15 protein-coding genes are annotated in these 18241 nt (G+C 61.2%); 1 reads left to right on the forward strand and 14 read right to left on the reverse strand.

Features of this window, described 5'->3' with window-relative positions; genetic code table 11:
- Window position 1: 1 nt before the first annotated feature.
- The 12 genes from HMPREF3153_RS09195 to HMPREF3153_RS09250 form a co-directional block, all read right to left on the reverse strand.
- A complete protein-coding gene (locus tag HMPREF3153_RS09195; RefSeq protein ID WP_046645265.1) occupies window positions 2–292 on the reverse strand; it encodes a cation:proton antiporter in 291 nt (96 codons plus the stop codon).
- Complete coding sequence (locus HMPREF3153_RS09200; protein WP_005528845.1) at window positions 292–822, reverse strand: monovalent cation/H+ antiporter subunit E; 531 nt, start codon at window positions 820–822, stop codon at window positions 292–294. The genes HMPREF3153_RS09195 and HMPREF3153_RS09200 overlap by 1 nt, the downstream gene beginning before the upstream one ends.
- Window positions 823–2364: a monovalent cation/H+ antiporter subunit D family protein gene (locus tag HMPREF3153_RS09205; protein ID WP_046645264.1), complete on the reverse strand. Its 1542-nt coding sequence runs from the start codon at window positions 2362–2364 to the stop codon at window positions 823–825.
- Window positions 2364–2807, reverse strand: a complete 444-nt coding sequence (locus HMPREF3153_RS09210; RefSeq protein ID WP_005528840.1) for a cation:proton antiporter subunit C — start codon at window positions 2805–2807, stop codon at window positions 2364–2366. The genes HMPREF3153_RS09205 and HMPREF3153_RS09210 overlap by 1 nt, the downstream gene beginning before the upstream one ends.
- A complete protein-coding gene (locus tag HMPREF3153_RS09215; protein ID WP_070420635.1) occupies window positions 2807–5785 on the reverse strand; it encodes a DUF4040 family protein in 2979 nt (992 codons plus the stop codon). The genes HMPREF3153_RS09210 and HMPREF3153_RS09215 overlap by 1 nt, the downstream gene beginning before the upstream one ends.
- Before the next feature lie 286 nt (window positions 5786–6071).
- Window positions 6072–7670: a signal recognition particle-docking protein FtsY gene (gene ftsY, locus HMPREF3153_RS09220; RefSeq protein WP_070420636.1), complete on the reverse strand. Its 1599-nt coding sequence runs from the start codon at window positions 7668–7670 to the stop codon at window positions 6072–6074.
- A gap of 49 nt (window positions 7671–7719) precedes the next feature.
- Window positions 7720–11262, reverse strand: a complete 3543-nt coding sequence (gene smc / locus HMPREF3153_RS09225; protein WP_070420637.1) for a chromosome segregation protein SMC — start codon at window positions 11260–11262, stop codon at window positions 7720–7722.
- A 28-nt stretch (window positions 11263–11290) separates the two neighbouring features.
- Window positions 11291–11569, reverse strand: a complete 279-nt coding sequence (locus tag HMPREF3153_RS09230; RefSeq protein WP_005528834.1) for an acylphosphatase — start codon at window positions 11567–11569, stop codon at window positions 11291–11293.
- A complete protein-coding gene (locus HMPREF3153_RS09235) occupies window positions 11570–13087 on the reverse strand; it encodes an alanine/glycine:cation symporter family protein (RefSeq protein ID WP_070420638.1) in 1518 nt (505 codons plus the stop codon).
- A 37-nt stretch (window positions 13088–13124) separates the two neighbouring features.
- Window positions 13125–13946: a bifunctional DNA-formamidopyrimidine glycosylase/DNA-(apurinic or apyrimidinic site) lyase gene (mutM, locus tag HMPREF3153_RS09240; RefSeq protein ID WP_070420639.1), complete on the reverse strand. Its 822-nt coding sequence runs from the start codon at window positions 13944–13946 to the stop codon at window positions 13125–13127.
- Window positions 13946–14716, reverse strand: a complete 771-nt coding sequence (gene rnc, locus HMPREF3153_RS09245) for a ribonuclease III (RefSeq protein ID WP_005528828.1) — start codon at window positions 14714–14716, stop codon at window positions 13946–13948. The genes mutM and rnc overlap by 1 nt, the downstream gene beginning before the upstream one ends.
- Complete coding sequence (locus HMPREF3153_RS09250) at window positions 14713–15267, reverse strand: YceD family protein (RefSeq protein ID WP_223197602.1); 555 nt, start codon at window positions 15265–15267, stop codon at window positions 14713–14715. The genes rnc and HMPREF3153_RS09250 overlap by 4 nt, the downstream gene beginning before the upstream one ends.
- A gap of 161 nt (window positions 15268–15428) precedes the next feature.
- On the opposite strand from HMPREF3153_RS09250, the gene HMPREF3153_RS09255 reads away from it, so the two are divergent.
- Window positions 15429–16010: a hypothetical protein gene (locus HMPREF3153_RS09255; protein WP_141740936.1), complete on the forward strand. Its 582-nt coding sequence runs from the start codon at window positions 15429–15431 to the stop codon at window positions 16008–16010.
- 9 nt (window positions 16011–16019) lie between these two features.
- Here the strand turns inward: HMPREF3153_RS09255 and HMPREF3153_RS09260 are convergent, their stop codons facing one another.
- Both HMPREF3153_RS09260 and gdhA read right to left on the reverse strand, forming a co-directional pair.
- Complete coding sequence (locus tag HMPREF3153_RS09260) at window positions 16020–16715, reverse strand: DivIVA domain-containing protein (RefSeq protein ID WP_005528822.1); 696 nt, start codon at window positions 16713–16715, stop codon at window positions 16020–16022.
- A gap of 138 nt (window positions 16716–16853) precedes the next feature.
- The gene (gene gdhA, locus HMPREF3153_RS09265) at window positions 16854–18200 is read right to left on the reverse strand and encodes an NADP-specific glutamate dehydrogenase (protein WP_070420641.1); all 1347 of its coding nucleotides are present in this window, start codon (window positions 18198–18200) and stop codon (window positions 16854–16856) included.
- Window positions 18201–18241 lie beyond the last annotated feature (41 nt).

The following is an 18241-nucleotide window of genomic DNA, read 5'->3' on the forward strand; positions in this document are numbered from 1 at the left end:
CTTATCGACGTCCCTTCGAGATGATGCGCGCCATCGACAGCGTCGGGAGCACGCCGGCCGCGATAGCCGCCAGCATGGCAATGTCGTAGAGAATCGACGCGTGGTTCGTGAACGTCCACGCGATGTACATGCAAAGCATGCCATAGAAGGCCATGTCTGACATGACCGTGCGGGTCAGCTCGTCGCGGGAGCGCAGAGCTAGAAGCAACGCGGAGGCAAGGGCGCCGCCCATGATGAAGATGCAGACGAAAATGACCCATTCGAAAGCACTAAATTGCGCGAAATCCAGCATTATTCGCCTTTCCTTTCAGGGCGCAATGGCCACACGGAATACTTCTCAGTCTCGTCGGCAGGAAGCGGAGTGTCCTCAACCTGCGCGATGTCCGGCGCGCGCATGTGACGACCGAGCGTCTCGAGTGGGTACTCGTAGAAAGCCGGGTCGAGTACCTTGGTGTCACTCTGGCCGGGAACGCCGTAGTCCAGCTCTTTAACGTGCGGGGCGAGGCGCTCTTCCATGTCGGCCAAGGATTCCATGATCTCGACTGGGTCGTCGCCCATGACGGCTTGGACGAGCACGATGCGCGGCAAGCCCTCGGCCACCGGCTCGCGCAGGCCCAGCGATAGCGTGCCAGGGGTAGCGGTAATGGAGGATGTAAACCAGAAGATTTCCCACGCGCCCGTCACGCGCAGCGGGTAGCGCACGACGACTGGGTGGTAATTGTTCTTTGGCTTGAAGGACTCAGCCGCCAGTCCAAAGCCAGCGACGAAGATTTCCTTCACCAGCCACAGCGCATACACGCAGGAGTGAAAGAAGAGTTTCATTTAGCGACCTCCCTGGGTGGAGTCGATGTCCGGCAGGGCAACGGGGGCGTCGCCAAGCACAGCTTGAGTGTAGGCCTCGGTGTCGAGCAGGTCCTCGGCGGCGTGCATCGTGACGTCGATGACTGGGCCCGCCAAAATAAACATGGTGAGCGAGCCCATGATGAGCGCAGCCGACGGCGCCATCAGCTTCTTGCGGATGATGAGCTCAGCGGGGACCTTTTCCTTCGGCAGATCCTTGCCCCAGAAGACCTCGCGCCACACGCGCAGCATCGACAGGAAGGCGGCGAAGGATGCAATGATGATGACGGCGATGACAATCCATGCCCATAGGTCACCGGTGCGCGCAATCTCGACGACGATGAGGACCTTGCCCCACATACCGGAAAACGGCGGGAAGCCCACCACGGAAAAGGCACCGGCTGCGAAAATCCAGGCGATGATCGGGTCGCGGCGAGCCAGGCCCGACAGCTTGGAGAGCAGGCCCGTGCCGTAGGTCTCCTCGATGGCACCCGAGGCCAGAATCAACGATCCCACGGTGAGCATGTGGTGGATGGTGTACAGGATGCCCGCGCCCAGAGCGCGCTGCGGGTCGTGGGTGGTAAATGCCATCATCACGAGGATGAACGGCATGCCGTTGAGCATTTGGTAGCCCAGCACGCGACGGATCGAGTTCTCGGCCATACCGCCGAAGGCACCGATGATCATGGAGACAATCATGACCACGATGATGAGGGTGCCCCAGCGCTGGTCCATGTCAAAGAGGTGGACCCAGAGGCGGTAGAGCATGTAGACCGCGACCTTAGTATGCAGGCCCGAGAACAAGCCCATAACAGCGGCGGAGGTTCCGGGGTACGTGCGTGGCAGCCAAGACTGTACAGGGAACACGCCGGCCTTCGCCGCGATGGCGATGACCACGATGCCGGAAGCGACGGTCACTGGGCCGTTACCCGCGGCTGCGCTCTCGAGCGCCGCGAGGTTCACCACGCCCGTAACCGAGTAAATGTAGCCGACGCCGACCACCAGCAAAGTGGACGCAAAGAGGTTGACCAACACGAACGCGCGGCCCGCAGCAAGGCGAGACCACGTACCCGACATGGTGATGAGGCCATAAGACGGCAACAGCATGACCTCGATAAACACGAAGAAGTTGAAGAGGTCCGCAGTCAGCAAGGCGCCACACACACCGGTGACTAGGATGAGGGTCAGCGACGCGTAATAGCGTGACTTGGTCTCGCCGCCCACGATGGCGAACCAGTTGGCGCCGAAGGCCACGATCATCGTGGTGACGATCATCAAGGCGGAGAAGGTATCCGCAGCAAACGCGATACCGGCGTTGCCTGGATACAAACCAACCGTGTGCGCCACGACGCCATTGTTCATGGTGTATAACAGCAACGCGAAGCCCGCGAAAATGCCCACGCCGGGGATGACAAGCATGATGGAATCGCGCACGCCGCGCCACGGCGCGAGCAGAGCCAACGCCGCAGCGACGAGGGGCACCGCTGGGAACAGCGGCAACAGTGCACTGACGAGTTCAGCCATTACTTCTCCCCTTCCTCAGCTTGGTCAAGTTCCTTCAGGCGATCCATCTTGTTGGCAGAACGCTGCAAAATCTCTCGATTCTTAGAATCACGACCCAGCGTGGAGAACGCGTGGTCAATAGTGTTGTCATCAACCGGCTCCACGATGTCCGTGTCATCATTGGCGCCCATAGCGGCCATGGTGAGCAAAATCGTCGAGGTCGCCATGGAAATGACCACGGCGGTCAGCACGAAGGCCTGCGGCAGCGGATCCGCCATCTGGTCAGCTGGTACCTGCGATGGGAAGGACTCACCGCGGTAGGAGTACACCCCCGTTGCCAGAAGAGTCAGGTTCGCGCCGTGACCGAAGGCCATCATGCCCAACACGATGTGGACCAGGCCACGCTGCTGAATGAGGTAGACAGCAGAGCCGATGAGCAGTGCAATAGTCAGTGCAAGAATCATTAGTTATCCTCGCCCCTCTTTCGAATAGTGCGAGGGGATTCCTTCTTGGTTCGAGCTTCCGATTTGTTGAGCAGCGCCAAGGGGTTGCTCGAGGGATTGATGGGCTCGGGGTAAGGATCATCGACGTCGTCAAGCACCACGCGTGGGGTCGTAGGCAACGCGGAATCATCGTCGTGGACCCACGGCAGGTAGTCACGTTCAGTACCTGGGCGCAGGTAGCCACCCAAAGCGTTGATGGCCATGGTGAGCATACCCAGCACTGCCAGGTAGATACCGAGATCGAAGATGAGCGACGTGGTCCAGTGTTGCCCCAGAGCATGGCCGTGGATGGCGGTGAGGAAGCCGCCCGGCTCGCCGTGATGCGGGATGTAGCCGATGAAACCGGCTGTCAGCGCAACGATGATGCCGATGCCTGTCAGATGAATCGGGGTCATGCGGCCGAAGACAATCTCGTCCGAACCGCGCGAGAGGTAGGTTAAGCCGATAGCCGCGCCCATAATCAGCGCCGCCGGGAAGCCACCGCCCGAGGCCTGGTGGCCGCGGTAGAACACAACCACGGACATGATGACCAGAATCGGGATAACAATCGCAATGCCCTTGCGCAGCGGAACGGAGTTGAGCTGGGACTGTCCAAACGGCGCCGGACGAGTACCCGAGGTGAACGGGAAACGCGGCAGCGTCGAAGTGACCGCTGCGATAACCACTGCGGCCATACCCAGAACCGAAAGCTCACCCAAGGTATCGAGTGCACGGAACTCAACGATGATGGTGGCCACGACGTTGTCGCCGCCGGTGATATCCGGAGCGTTGTTCAAGTACCACATGGCAAGGTCCGAGCGCTCGTGGCGACCCATCAGGCCCCAAACGCCGAGGAATGCGGCGACACCAGCGAAGACTGCGATCACAATCGAGCCAGCCTTACGTGAGGTGTCCTGCACTGGGTGGAACTTCTCCGGCAGGTAGCGCAGGACCATCATCATGACGATGACCGACAGTGCCTCAACGGTGAACTGTGTGAGGGCGACGTCGGGCGCGCCCAGCAGGAACATCTGCAGGGTCACGCCGGTACCGGCAATGCCGATCATCACAGCACCCGTAAGACGGTTGCGGGTGCGGACGAGGCCAATCATGGACAGCGCCACGATGGAGAGCGGCAGCAGATCCCAAGGGTTGTCCAGGCCATCGACGCGGGGCGCCAGAGCGACGCCGTCGACGCCCTCGCTGATGAGCCCCGCGGCCGCCAAGATGATGAGCAGCAAGACGATCGGAAGCATGAGGCGCGAAGGGTTGTGAGTATCCGACATGCGGCCTACAAAGCGGCCGATGGAGGTGGCCCACTTCTGCACGAGGTTGAGCATTTCGTTACCGGTGCGCGGCACCAGCTTGGTGCCCTCAAACGCGGCCCACAGCTGCTTGCGCACGAAGACTCCCGCGATACCCGCGAGTAGGACCACGGTGGAGATGATCAGCGGAACATTAATGCCGTGCCACAAAGCCAGGTGTGCGTGGGAATGCATACCGACAGAACCGGCCATCAAGTCCAAAGGCTTGTCGAAGGTGCCCAGGAAGAACACCAGCGGCAGGGACATAAAGCCCGGCAGCGCAGCCGGAAGCCACAGGCGAACAGGCGCCTCGTGGACCTTGGACATGTTGCGCGGACCGTCGAAAAAGGCGCCGAAGACAATCTTCGCGGAATACGTGAAGGTAAAGAACGCGCCAATCGCGGCGACGAGCAGCAAGATGACCTGCCCTGCCCCACCGATTGGAGCCTCTTCAAAGGCAGTCAGCATGCCTTCCTTCGAGACAAAGCCCAGAAGCGGCGGAACTGCGGCCATCGACGCCGCGCCGATAGCCATCGAGGCAAACGTGAATGGCATCTTGTTCCACAACACGCCCAGACGGCGGATGTCTCGGGAGCCGGCCTCGTGGTCGACTACACCGATCAGCATAAAGATAGAGGACTTAAACAGCGCGTGAGCCAGCGTGTGCACGAGGGCCGCGGTGATAGCGAATGGCGTTCCGACGCCGATGGTGGCCACAATCCAGCCCAAGTGCGAGACCGTGGAATAAGCGGTGAGCTTCTTCAGGTCCGTCTTCTGCACGGCAAAGACCGCGGACATCACCGCGGTGCCCATGCCGACCACGATCAGCAACCAGTTCCATACCGCCACGTCGTGGAAGATAGTGGAGAAACGAATAAGCAGGTAAACGCCCGCCTTAACCACTGCGGCCGCGTGCAGGAAGGCCGAGACCGGGGTCGCAGCTGCCATGGCTTCGGGGAGCCAGAAGTGGAAGGGGAACTGCGCTGCCTTGGTAAACGCCGAGCACGCAATCAGGACGGCAACACCGGCAGTAAGACCAGGGCGCTGTGCCCACACGCCGGAGGCAAGGATCTCCTCCAGATTCGTGGTTCCCGCCGCAGTCGCGGCAATCGCCACGGCAGCAAGCAGGGTCAGGCCGCCGATGAAGGTAAGAATCAAGGTGCGCTGCGAGCCTGCCTCACCTGCCTTGCCGGAGCGAGCAATGAGCATAAACGACGCCAAGGACACCAGCTCCCAGGCGAGGAACAGCAAAATGACGTCGTTCGCCAGAGCTAGCAGCAGGATGGACATTGTAAAGGCAGTCATCAGCGTATAGAAGCTGACGTTGCCTTTGCCCGCAGGAAGGTAGGCCGCCGAATAGGTAAATACCACCGCACCGATAACGAGTGCCAGCATGGCGAAGAAAACGCCGAGGGCATCGCCGCGGAGGGCGAAATTGACGTCGATGCCTAAGTCCACGACATCGCGAACCCAGGTGCGGCTAAAGGAAATTTCTTTGCCCTCGGATAGAGTTCCGAATTCTTTAGCAAGGAGAACTGCCGCCACAACAAAAATGCCGGCTAGCGGATAGCCGGCGGCGCGATCGGCGACCCTGACAGTCACCGGGGCAAGAACCACTGCCAAAGCTGCGAGGAGGACAACATAAAGAAGTGTCACGAAAGATTAGCCTCACGAACCATTGTTTAGAGATTTATAACTTTGAGCGTGCAAAAAATAATACTTAACCACAGTACCACTGTGGTTAAGGTCAAAGCACATTGTTTCTGTGCCCAAGGTGACGCTGGGACGTTTTAGGTTGCCAGAAAAACACCGCAGGAGCTGCGCTTTTCGACGCCCTCTTTCCCAAAATTCTAACGGCTACTCGATATTAGAAGCAAAATAGGTACAGAAAAAGCCGCCGGGTTTTCCCGGCGGCTTTTCACGCATTAGTGCAACGACGCTGCTACTTCTCCCCTAGCAGAGCGTCGACAAAGCCCTCGACCTCGAATGGAGCCAGGTCATCGGCCCCCTCGCCAAGGCCAACCAACTTGACCGGCACACCGAGTTCCTCCTGTACTTGGAACACAATGCCGCCCTTGGCCGTGCCGTCAAGCTTGGTGAGGACAACACCGGTGATGTCCACGACCTCGCGGAAAATGCGAGCCTGGGTCAGGCCGTTCTGGCCGACGGTGGCGTCGAGCACCAGCAGCACCTCGTCTACTTCGGTCTTCTTCTCGACGACGCGCTTGACCTTACCCAGCTGATCCATCAGGTCGACGGAGGTGTGCAGACGACCGGCGGTGTCGACGAGTACCACGTCGACACCCTGGTCGACGCCGGCTGCCACGGCATCGAAAGCAACGGATGCGGGGTCAGCCCCCTCCTTGCCGCGAACGGTCGTGGCGCCGACGCGGCGACCCCAGGTCTCCAGCTGATCGGCGGCAGCAGCGCGGAAGGTATCGGCCGCGCCCAGCAACACTTTGTGGCCCATGGCGACGAGTACGCGAGCCAGCTTGCCTGTGGTCGTGGTCTTGCCGGTGCCGTTGACGCCGACGACCATGATGACGGCCGGCTTGCCCTCGTTTGGCATGGCCTTGATAGAGCGGTCCATCTCTGGGTGGCCGGCCTCGATGAGGGACTCACGCAGCATCGCGCGTGCTTCTTCCTCGCTGGACACGCCGCGCTCAGCGATCTTGTCGCGCAGGGACTCGGTGACCTTCAGCGTGGACTTGGTGCCCAGGTCTGCCATGATGAGGGTGTCTTCGATTTCTTCCCAGGCGTCCTCGTCGAGGTCGCCTGCAGACAGGATGCCCAAGAGGCCCTGACCAATAGCGTTCTGGGACCGGGACAGGCGGCCGCGCAGGCGGCCCAGGCGGCCGCCTGCCGGCTCGATGTCAGCATCTGGTTCGGACGGCGCTGGAATAACTTCAGCGTCCTTGGAGACCTGCAGTTCCTCCGGCTCAGCATCAAGAGCGGCCTCAGCGCCCGCAGTCTGCGCTTCCGCAGCGACAGCCGCTTCCTCTGCCTCTGGAAGGTCTGGCACGTCTTGCGCGACTGGCTCATCTTCCGCCACAGGTTCGACTGAAACCGTGTCCTCTTCGACGGTCTCGGTGGAGTCAACCTCTGGAGTCTCCTCAGCCTCTGGCTCAACAGCCTCTGGCTCAACCGACTCAGCTGCCGGCTCAGTGGTTGGCTCGGCTACAGGAGCCTCTACGTCCTCGTCTGCGAGCTGGGCATTGGCGAGCTCGGTTGCATCGCGGGTATCGCTTGGCTCGGCTGACACCTCTGCAGGCTTTGCCTCAGGCTGGGCTACAGGCTGAGCAGCAGGAACCTTTTCTGGCTGCTTGTCGGCATCGCTACCAGCCGGAGCGAAGTTAAAACCGGATTTAGCCTGGTAGTTGCCAGACTTCTGCTCCTGGGTCAGCTCTTTCGGTGCTTCCTCGGCGGGCTTTTCGAAGGAAACCTTCTTCGAATCACCACGCTTCTTGCCAACAACTATCAGCACGATAGCCAGCACCACAATGACAGCTACGGCAATAAGAATCCACGAGATAGTATTCATGCCCTCTATAGTGCCAGGCTTAACCCCATCGGGCACCACTTGCCGTACATTAATTGCCGTCAGTATCTCCTGCGCCGTCAACAGCGGCAGGTCCGCGCGGCGCGTCGACGCCCAGGCGGGTGGCGTCCTGGGCCGCAGCGTCAGTTCCCGGCGCAGCGCCGGCTGGACTCATGCGCTGGGAAATCACGCGCGTGACACCGTCGCCGCGCATGGTCACGCCGTACAAGACGTTAGCCACGTCCATCGTCGGCTTCTGGTGCGTGATCACAATCAGCTGCGAGTCCTTGCGCAGCTCCTCGAAAAGGGCGATGAGGCGTCGGAGGTTGACGTCGTCAAGCGCGGCTTCAACCTCATCCATCACGTAGAACGGGCTCGGTCGCGCGCGGAAAATCGCCACCAGCATTGCCAACGCCGTCAAAGACTTCTCACCACCAGAGAGCAAGGACAGACGCTTGACCTTCTTGCCCGGCGGACGGGCTTCCACCTCAATTCCGGTAGCCAACATGTCGTCCGGCTCCATCAAAATCAGGCGTCCCTCACCGCCTGGGAACAGCGTCTGGAAGACCTTCGGGAACTCCGCTTCCACGTCTTTCCAGGCATCAGTGAACAGCTGCAGTATCTGCTTATCGACATCCTCAATAACCCCCGAGAGATCCTTGCGGGCCTGGATGACATCGTCAAGCTGCGTCGACAAGAAGGAGTAGCGCTCCTCCAACGCCTTGTACTCCTCCAGCGCTAACGGGTTGACCTTACCCAATGAGTTGAGGTCCTTCTCCGCCTGCTTCAGGCGCGCGGTCTCGGCGCCGCGGTCGAAGTCCTCGCCCGGGGTGTAGTCCTTGAGCAGGTCCGGGATAGCGATCCCGAGCTGCTCTACAATCTTCGCTTCCGCCTCATCGGCACGCACCTGTGCCTGGGATCGCGCAATCTCCGAGTCATGCGCATTGGAGGTCAGGCGGTCGAGCTGCTGGCGGGTGGCAGAGACGTGCTGCTTCGCGGACTGCAAGCGGGCGTTCAAGACGTTGCGCTGGTTGACCAAGTCATCGCGCTCGGCGGTGGCACGCTCCAAGGCATGGGCCGCGCGGGTAGCCAGGTCCTGGGCGTGCTTGGACACCGCGCCAGCCAAAGCAGCTTGCGCTTTGCGACGTGCCATCGCCTGCTCATGGCGGGCTTTTGCCTGACGTTCATGCTCTGCTTGACGACGCAGCGCGTCCCCCTTGCCCGCAGCCTGGCCCACCCTATCCTGGGCGGTGCGGGCCGCGAGCTGAGCTTCCATCTCCATAGCTTTGACCTGCTCGAGTGCCGTCGACGCGGAGTCGCGCTCGGCGGAGGAAGGCTCGTTGTCGTGCTCGTCCGCGTCGACGCGCGCGAGGCGGTCCCGAGCTTCGGCGAGTTGCTCGCGCAGCTCCGCGAGTTTGACCTCGATGTCGGTTGCGCGCGCGGCAGCCTTCTCGTGTTCGGCTTTGTTGACCTCGTGCTGCTTGAGAAGACGCTGGTGGTCGCGGCGCCAGGCCTCGACCTCAGTGTCGTGCTCGCGGAGAGCAGCTTTAGCCGACGCCGCGGCAACGCGGGCTTCGTCAGCTGCAATCTTGGCGCCCTCCAACGTGCCGGAGAGCTCCTCAAGCTCCTGCGTCGCGGACTCCAGCTGGGACTCAGCCTCCGCGATGCGGGCGGAGACCTCCACTGTGGAGGAAGCGCCGGTGCCGGCCTCGACCCAGCCCTCGCCCACCAGCAGGCCTTCCGGGGTCACAGCGCGCAGGCGCGGGTCCTCGCGCACCACCTCGCGGGCGGCGGAGAGATCCTGGACCAGGACGACGTCGGAAAGCAGGCGTGTGACCGCAGCTTGCACCTCCGGCACCAGCACTACTTCGTCGAGCAGCCACGTGGCCGTGGAGGGAAGGGCGGAGTCCAAGCGCCACTGTGTGGCAGCGTTGCTGGCGATGTCAATGAGCGGGGTGCGCGTGGCGTTGTTGAGGCTTTCAACGACACTGTCGGTGACCTCGCCGGCTTGGGCCTCAGCAAAGGCACCCAATGCTGCCGCGACGGCGGTCTCGTGTTTGGTGGAGATGAAGTTTGCCAGCGGCTGGAAGTCCTCGCCCAGGTCGATGTGCTCAGGCGCCGTCTGCGCCAGGGTATCGATACGCGAGCGCAGGGTGTAAACGGCGCGCTCGCGTTCGCGTTGGCCGTCGCGCAGCTGCTCGAGGCGCTTGTCGGCGGCGCTCGACTCGCTGGCAGCGCGCACGTGCGCCTCTTCGAGAGGCTCGCGCTCGGCATTGAGCGCTCGGAGTTTGTCGGCGACATCGTCTGCCTCGGCCTGCGCCGTGCGCGTGCGAGACTTGGTGGACTGCAGGGTCTCTTCCTGGCGCTGCAGCTCTTCCTCTGCTGCGGTGACCTGGCTTGCCAGGTTCTCCTCAGCGGCGATGAGCCTGACGACGCCCTCTCTGCGGTCCGCGATGGCTCGCAGCTGCGCCATGTGTTCTTTTTCGGCCTCTTCGAAGGCTGCGCGGCGCTCCGCGACTTCCTCGCGAATACCTTCGAGGCGCTCAGCGGCCTCCTCGGCGACCATGAGCAGCTCCGCGTGCTCCTCATCTGCGCGGAGTGCGCGGGCCTCGAGTTCCTCGGGGTCTTGACCTGCATAGGCGACCTGCGCGCCGACATTGCTGGCACGCTCGGCGGCGATGCGCTGGGTCGCGGAGATTCGCTCGGAAAGGGTCGAAAGGTCAAACCACAGCTTCTGAGCGGCCTCGGCTTTGGGGGTGGTCTCGCCGAGCTCAGCCTCGATTTCGAGCTGCACGCCGGAGGCTTCCTCAAGCTGCTCGGTGATTTCGGCGACCTGCTCCGCCAGCATGGCAGCCTGGTGCTTGGCGTCGGCGAACTTCTTGCGCAGTTGGACTACTTGGTCGCCGGCGATCCGCAGGCGCGCGTCGCGCAGATCTGCTTGCACCGTGGCGGCGCGCTTGGCTGCCTCTGCTTGACGCGCCAGCGGCTTGAGTTGTTTTCCCAGCTCGTCGGTAAGATCCTGGAGGCGATCCAAGTTGGCCTGCATGCCAGTAAGCTTGCGCTGCGCCTTCTCCTTGCGGCGGCGATGCTTGAGCACGCCGGCGGCCTCTTCGATGTAGGCGCGGCGGTCCTCAGGGCGCGATTCAAGAATCTCCGCCAACTTTCCCTGGCCGACGATGATGTGCATCTCACGGCCGATGCCTGAATCAGATAGCAGCTCCTGAATGTCCATCAAACGGGCTTTAGAGCCGTTGATTTCGTATTCGCTGGCGCCGTCGCGGAACATGCGGCGGGTAACGGAGACCTCAGAATAGTCGATGGGCAGCGCGCCATCCGAGTTATCGATGGTCAGCGTGACCTCGGCGCGCCCCAGCGCCTTGCGGTCGCCCGCTCCGGCGAAGATGACGTCCTGCATCTTGCCGCCGCGCAGGGTCTTGGCGCTGCCTTCGCCCATTACCCACGCCAAGGCGTCAACGACGTTCGACTTGCCCGAGCCATTGGGCCCCACAACGGCACAGATACCGGGCTCGAATTTTAGGTTCGTCGCAGACGCAAAAGACTTAAAGCCTTTGAGCGTGAGCGATTTGAGGTGCATTCGTGAAAGTTTAGCAACTACTACGGCGCTAGCGTTCGATGAATCCGCTTTCGCCCCGCGGCGTCGACCATTGCTCCACCACGGTGGTGACCACGCCCGGGCGGCGAGTGGTTGAAGGCTCCTCGCGCAGCAACTCGAGCAAACGCTTGCAGTCGACGCATGGGCCCTCCGCCACCACCTGCACGCGGCCATCAGCCAAGTTGGTGGCATGGCCGGCAAGGCCTAGCTCCAAAGCGCGCGAACGCGTCCACCAGCGGAAGCCCACACCCTGGACCGAACCGTGGACAAACGCAGTCATGCGCTCCATTTAGTACTCCCTCAAGTTGGAGTGGTCGCCCAGGTCGTACTGGTGCTGCAGGCGCTGGCGGTCCTCCGGACTGCGGCGGGTAACTGGGTCAGAGCCGTCCCAGCACTCAACGTTCTTGAGCTCCGGCAACATGTCGCGGTGGAAGACGGGATCGATGCCCTTACGGCGCTGCTCGTTGTAGTTCTTGAGCAGCTTGATGGCCACGCCTGAGAGCGGAACGATAGCCAGGATGTTGAGGAAGACCATCGTCGCAGCGCCGGTATCGGCCAGTGCGAAGACGAACGGGAGGGAGCCGACCGCACCGAACCACACGAAGAAAAGCACGACCAAGCGGAAGATGTTGAGGACAACCTTGCTGCGGGTCAGGTACTCAACGTTGGACTCTGCCAAGTAGTAGTTGCCGAGAATTGAAGAGAAAGCTAGGAAGAAGAGGATGAAGGTCACGAAGTGAATGCCCCAGTTACCGACCTCAGAAGCCAAAGCCGCCTGGGTCAGGGAAACACCCTCAGCGTCCTCACCATAAGCAATGGACGGGCCGAGCAAAATAATGAACGCCGTGATGGAACAGACCACCAAGGTATCGAAGTAGACGCCCAAGGTCTGCACGAGGCCCTGCTTAACTGGGTGGGACACCGTTGCGGTGGCAGCTGCGTTAGGAGCAGAACCCTCACCGGCCTCGTTGGAGAACAGACCACGCTGGATACCCTTCATCATCGCGGTACCCAAACCAGCACCGGCGATCTCCTTGAAGCCGAGGGCGTGGCCGATGATGTCGCCAATCATGCCCGGCACCTTGTCGAAGTTCGTAATCACCACGAAGCCACCGATGAGCAGATAAGCAATAGCCATGAAAGGAACGATGACCTGGGTGATGTTCGCGATGCGCTGCACGCCACCGAAGATGATGAGTGCAGCCACAGCAGCCACAATCAGGCCGACGATAGCGCGGAACATGGTGTCCTCGCGGCCGAAGGAGAACGCGATGGAGTCAGCAATCGCGTTGGTCTGGAAAGCGTTGTAGACAAAGCCGAAGGTAAACGCGATAGCCACCGAGAAAATCGCAGCCAGCGGGCCCCAGCCTAGACCGCGCTTCATGTAGTAGGCCGGGCCACCGCGATAAGCGGAGCCCTCGCGGACCTTCCACACCTGCGCCAGGGTGGACTCGACAAACGCAGTCGCACCGCCCAGAATCGCAATGAGCCACATCCAGAAGACAGAACCCGGGCCGCCAACGGAGATGGCCACGGCCACACCAGCCACGTTGCCGGTGCCCACGCGCGACGCCGCCGAAATGGTGAAGGCCTTAAAAGCAGAAATGCCGCCGTAGTCCTCGTCTTCGTCGCGACCGACGCCCTTCGGGCGCTCAACCACGGCCTTGAACATTTCCGGCACCATTCGGATTTGCACCAAAACGGTACGGAAACCAAAAAAGAGTCCGGCAGCGATCAAGATCCACGGGATCAGATAGGTCCAGACTGAGTCATTGAACGTTGTCACAGCGTTCTCAAGAAATTCCATGGAGAGTATTAAACGCTATGCATCCCCTATCGATCCATTAATAGGTCTGGCAGCGGGGGCAAAAATGGGTGGATCTACCACCCACTACGACGCGCACCAGCTCGGTTCCGCACCTGTCGCACGGCGCTCCGGTGCGCCCATACGCGTGCAGGGATCGCTCAAAATACCCCGACTCACCATTGACGTTGACGTATAAGGAATCGAAGCTCGTGCCACCGACCTTGAGGGCGGCGCGCATGACGGAGGCGGCGGCGTCGATAAGCGCTATAGCGTCACGTTGCCGCAGTGTAGAAGCCTTCTTTTGGGGCTGCACCTGCGCGGCCCACAAAGCCTCGTCGGCATAGATGTTGCCGATGCCCGAAACCACCGTCTGGTCCAGCAGGGCGGTCTTCACCGCGGTTTTCTTCGCGCGAATCCGCCGCGCGGCCGCGACGATTTCGAAATCAGGCTCGAGGGGGTCCGGGGCGATGTGCGCAATCTTAAGCCACGGGGCCAACAACCAGTAGCCAAAAGTACGTTGGTCAATAAAGGACAGGTCCACGCCGCCGCTTAACGACGCCCTGATCCGCACATGTTTCGAGTCCGTCTCCCCCACCCGCATCTGGCCGGACATGCCCAAGTGCACGAAGAGGACGTCGCGACCGGGGTCGTGGAGATTCTCGTCGGCGAACTCAATCCACATGAATTTGCCGCGCCTTGCGACGCCGCCTATCTCCCGCCCCACCAACAGCTGGTCGAGAGGACCTTCCTGCCCACGGTTCGCGCGCGGGTGCAGGACTTCAACGCGCTCGAAAGTCCGCCCGGGAAGGTAACCCTCCAACCCGCGGCGGACTGACTCAACTTCGGGCAGCTCCGGCATTAAAGCTCGCGGTTGGCGGTGCCCTGTACGAGAAGCGGAGTCTCGCGCAACGTTTGGCACGCTTCTTGCGCGGCCTGCTGCTCGGCCAGCTTCTTGTTGTGGCCCACACCATTTCCTACGGTCAGGCCGGCGACGGTAGCCACAGCGGTGAAGGTTTGATCATGCTCAGGGCCCGTCGACGTCGCGGTGTAGACCGGCATCGGCGCCTTGAGCTCAGCGCAGAGTTCCTGCAGGTTGGTCTTCCAGTCCATGTGGCGACCGGAGACGACAGCGTTGTCGATCTTCTTCTGGAACAGACGCAGGATGACGTCGCGTGCGGTTTCAAAGCCGTACTGGCGGTAGATGGCGCCAAAGATGGCCTCGGTGGTATCCGCAAGGATGGAATCCTTGTCGCGACCGCCCGTGGACTGCTCGCCCTTGCCCAGCAGAATGTGCTGGCCAAGCTCGATCTCGCGGGCGATATCGGACAAGCCATAGCGAGACACGATGGAAGCACGCATCTTCGAGATATCCGACTCCGGACGCGACGGGTACTGCTCGTACAGCTTCGAAGCCACAGACAATCCGAGGACTGCATCGCCTAAGAACTCGAGCCGCTCGTTGTTGGGAAGGTAGCCGTTTTCGTTGGCAAAAGAGCGGTGCGTCAGGGCCAGACGCAGGTTTTCATCGGCCAGCTCGACGCCCAAAGACTTCAGAAGTGGCGCATGGTCGACCGCAGCATATGCTTGCTCGAGAGCCTCTTCACCGGTTAGCTTATTTTTCTTGCTCACAGGAACTTCTCCAGTCCGGACCATCGAGGATCGACCTTATCTTCCTCCTCACCGGATACTCCGGTGGTGACACCCTCTGGGGTTTCGATGTCGCAGCCGTTCTCGCACACCGGTGCGAAGGGCAAGCCGAGGCCCGCCTCATCAATGACGGTCTGCAGAAGGTCGAGCTCGTCGTTGACGATTTCCGGGACTTCGTCGCCCGAGCCTTGGTCCTCGGCGTCGGCTTCGTCGCCGCCAATGAAGTCCTCATCCGCGGCGAATACTTGCGATACGTGGAGGTCCAGCTCCGGATGGAGCTCCTTGAGGCACCGCGCGCACTCCCCGGTGAGGGTGCCGGTAACGGCGGCGTCGACAAGCACGCCCGATCCCAGCGGCGTCAAGGTGGCGTCGACGGTGATTTCGTCGCCCTTTTCGACGGCGATCATTTCCACACCGATGCGCTCCGGCGCGGGTCCCTTCTGCACGCGCTGCTCAGGCATCGCGGCAGCGCCCTGGCTGCGCAGCAACTCGGCCACATTAAATTTCAGCGGTGATTCCAATACATCTGCCATAACGCCTCATAGCCTACCCTGTGGGGCGTCATACTCTTAGCCGACGCCGCACCTAGCCGCCGCAACCATACCTGGGGATTACCTGAAACCCACCGCACAAGCCCCTATGCACCATGTTTATAGGGTTCACACATGACCTAAACGCCCCTACGCTAGCTCTTATGAATTTCGACACCGCAGGCCTGCCCGGCGAATTGTCCCAGCTTGGTTGGGCGTTTCCCCTCTATTGCGTAACTCCCGTGTGCCTGCTCGTTGGTGTCGCAGCTTACTGTCATCGCCATGCCAAACGCACTGCTCAGGGATATCCGCTGTGCTCGGTTGCATGGCGCGGATTGATGTTCGGGATGATTCTCGGAGCGTTCTTCGCGCTGCCACTGCCTTTCGACGTCACTAGCATCATCGCCTCCGCCGCACTCGGCGTTGGTGTGGGCTGGCTGACGTGGTACTCCCGCGAATCGGTGGCGGGCGTATTCATGACTACCGCCTCGACGATTGCCGGAATCAGCACGATGGTCGCCCTGATGTACGTCGTCGAAGCGTTCACGCAGTTCGACGCCTTCGCATCCAGCCCGTCGAGCATGTGCCCGCTTCTTTGGGCCATCTTCGGGCTCCCTGCCTTCGTGAGTGCCGCTATTGCCGCCGCAGCAAAGACAACGACCCCTGCTGATGGCCAGGCGGTGTACGACAGACCGTCTGGCCACCAGCAGGGGCCACTGGCGACGTCCCTAGCAGAACCCCGCTAGGGACAGGATTTAACGCTCGTAGCGTTCCGAGCTGCGCTCGGTGCCACGCGCACGCACACCGGCGCCACGACGCAGCGCCTGGCGGTCAGAATTAACGGTGCGCAGCAGGCCAGACAGCGTGGACTCGAACTCGCCCAGCTTGGAATCAACGAACTCGTCGCACTCGGTGCGCAGGCGGTTGGACTCGGTGTGGGCGGTCTCGACGATGCGGTGTGCCTCGTCGTTGGAGCGGCGAACCACCTCAGACTCGGAGACCAAGCGGTCCTGCTCGGCCTGGCCGGCAGCGACGCTGCGCTCGTACTCCTTGTTGCCCTGTGCGATGGTGCGGTCCGCGTCGGCACGGGCGCTTTCGATCATGGCACTGGCGTCGTCTTCTGCCTGAGCCACCATGGTGGTGGAACGGTGCTGGGCGTCGGAAAGCATGGCGTCAGAGTCTTCCTGCGCGCGGGACATGATCTCATCAGCCTGCGCGTTGGCGTCGGCGACAATCTGGGCGGCGCGCTCCTCGGCGCCAGCCAGGATTTCGTCCTGCTTATCGAGGACGTCTTGGGCGTCGTCCATTTCGACAGGTAGGGCGTTACGAAGGTCGTCAAGAAGCGCCAGCATTTCGTGGCGCGGAACCATGCAGTTGGCGGTCATGGGAACGGAGTAAGCCTGCTCCAGGTTGCGAACAAGTTCATCGAGGGACTCAAATACGCGGTACATGCGCTCAGAGTAACCAAAGAAACTTTCGTCACACGTATCCCACGCGGCACTTTAGACAAAAATCTCAAGTTCGACTTGAAGTTGGCATGAAAAAAGAGCCCCGGAGAGCTCTTTCCACTTATGCAGGTACCTTAAGTCTTAGATAACACCCTGGGCGAGCATGGCGTCAGCAACCTTCTTAAAGCCAGCGATGTTCGCACCAGCGACGTAGTCGCCTGCCATGTCGTATTCCTTGGCAGTCTTGTCGATGTTCTTGAAGATGTTTGACATGATCTCGTGCAGGCGCTGGTCCGTGTAATCGAAGGACCAAGAATCACGCGAAGCGTTCTGCTGCATCTCCAGAGCAGACGTTGCAACGCCGCCGGCATTAGCAGCCTTGCCCGGCGCGAAGTTCACGTCAGAGCCCAAGAAGTAGTGGACAGCATCCGCGGTACACGGCATATTTGCTCCTTCAGCGACGTAGCGGACGCCGTTCGCTGCCAGGACCTTAGCAGAGTCGACGTCGAGTTCGTTCTGAGTTGCGCAAGGCAGGGCGACGTCGGCAGCAACCTCCCAGATGTTGCCACCTGCGTGGTACTCCACTCCCTCGCCGGCTTCTGCAGCATAGGCGGAAATGCGCTCGCGGCGGACTTCCTTAATGTCTTTAATCAGCTCGATGTCCACGCCATTCGGGGTGGTAACGTAACCAGCGGAGTCAGACATCGCTACGACGGTGCCGCCGAGCTGTTGGACCTTCTCTGCGGCGTAGATGGCCACATTACCGGAACCGGAGACGATGACCCTTGCCCCCTCGAAGGACTCGCCGTGGGCCTTCATCATCTCGGAGGTCAAGTAGACCAGGCCGTAGCCGGTAGCCTCGGTGCGCACCAAGGAACCACCCCAGGTCAGCCCCTTACCGGTAAGGACGCCGGATTCGTGCTTGTTTTCCAGGCGACGGTATTGACCAAACAGGTAGCCAATCTCGCGGCCGCCGACGCCGATGTCGCCCGCAGGAACGTCGCGATACTCGCCGATGTGGCGGTGTAGCTCAGTCATGAAGGACTGGCAGAAGCGCATGACTTCAGCGTCGGACTTGCCCTTCGGGTCGAAGTCAGAGCCACCCTTGCCGCCGCCGATGGGCAGGCCGGTCAGGGAGTTCTTGAAGATTTGCTCAAAGCCCAGGAACTTGATGATCCCTAGGTTCACGGACGGGTGGAAACGCAGGCCGCCCTTGTACGGGCCAAGCGTGGAGTTGAACTGAACGCGGAAGCCACGGTTGACATGAATGTTGCCCTGGTCGTCGGTCCACGGAACACGGAAAATCAGCTGACGCTCCGGCTCACACAGGCGCTCAACGAGGCCGTAATCAGCGTAGTGAGGATCCTTATTCAAGACTATCTTGAGGGAATCCAAGACCTCGAACAATGCCTGGTGGAACTCTGGCTCACCGGCGTTGCGCTTGAGGAGCTTGTCGTAGTATTCGGAGATTTGCTGGTCGATCGACACGTGGGTCACCTTTCGCTACGGCCGCAGGGCGGCTGATGTCT

It is taken from the genome of Corynebacterium sp. HMSC06C06, assembly GCF_001807295.1.
GTDB classification, from domain to species: Bacteria; Actinomycetota; Actinomycetes; order Mycobacteriales; family Mycobacteriaceae; genus Corynebacterium; species Corynebacterium striatum.

What these genes read in the sequence shown, in the direction of transcription:
- HMPREF3153_RS09195 (WP_046645265.1), bottom strand. Translation starts at nt 292, where the DNA reads ATGCTGGATTTCGCGCAATTTAGTGCTTTCGAATGGGTCATTTTCGTC.
- HMPREF3153_RS09200 (WP_005528845.1), bottom strand. Translation starts at nt 822, where the DNA reads ATGAAACTCTTCTTTCACTCCTGCGTGTATGCGCTGTGGCTGGTGAAG.
- HMPREF3153_RS09205 (WP_046645264.1), bottom strand. Translation starts at nt 2,364, where the DNA reads ATGGCTGAACTCGTCAGTGCACTGTTGCCGCTGTTCCCAGCGGTGCCC.
- HMPREF3153_RS09210 (WP_005528840.1), bottom strand. Translation starts at nt 2,807, where the DNA reads ATGATTCTTGCACTGACTATTGCACTGCTCATCGGCTCTGCTGTCTAC.
- ftsY (WP_070420636.1), bottom strand. Translation starts at nt 7,670, where the DNA reads ATGAATACTATCTCGTGGATTCTTATTGCCGTAGCTGTCATTGTGGTG.
- smc (WP_070420637.1), bottom strand. Translation starts at nt 11,262, where the DNA reads ATGCACCTCAAATCGCTCACGCTCAAAGGCTTTAAGTCTTTTGCGTCT.
- HMPREF3153_RS09230 (WP_005528834.1), bottom strand. Translation starts at nt 11,569, where the DNA reads ATGGAGCGCATGACTGCGTTTGTCCACGGTTCGGTCCAGGGTGTGGGC.
- HMPREF3153_RS09235 (WP_070420638.1), bottom strand. Translation starts at nt 13,087, where the DNA reads ATGGAATTTCTTGAGAACGCTGTGACAACGTTCAATGACTCAGTCTGG.
- mutM (WP_070420639.1), bottom strand. Translation starts at nt 13,946, where the DNA reads ATGCCGGAGCTGCCCGAAGTTGAGTCAGTCCGCCGCGGGTTGGAGGGT.
- HMPREF3153_RS09250 (WP_223197602.1), bottom strand. Translation starts at nt 15,267, where the DNA reads ATGGCAGATGTATTGGAATCACCGCTGAAATTTAATGTGGCCGAGTTG.
- HMPREF3153_RS09255 (WP_141740936.1), top strand. Translation starts at nt 15,429, where the DNA reads ATGAATTTCGACACCGCAGGCCTGCCCGGCGAATTGTCCCAGCTTGGT.
- HMPREF3153_RS09260 (WP_005528822.1), bottom strand. Translation starts at nt 16,715, where the DNA reads ATGTACCGCGTATTTGAGTCCCTCGATGAACTTGTTCGCAACCTGGAG.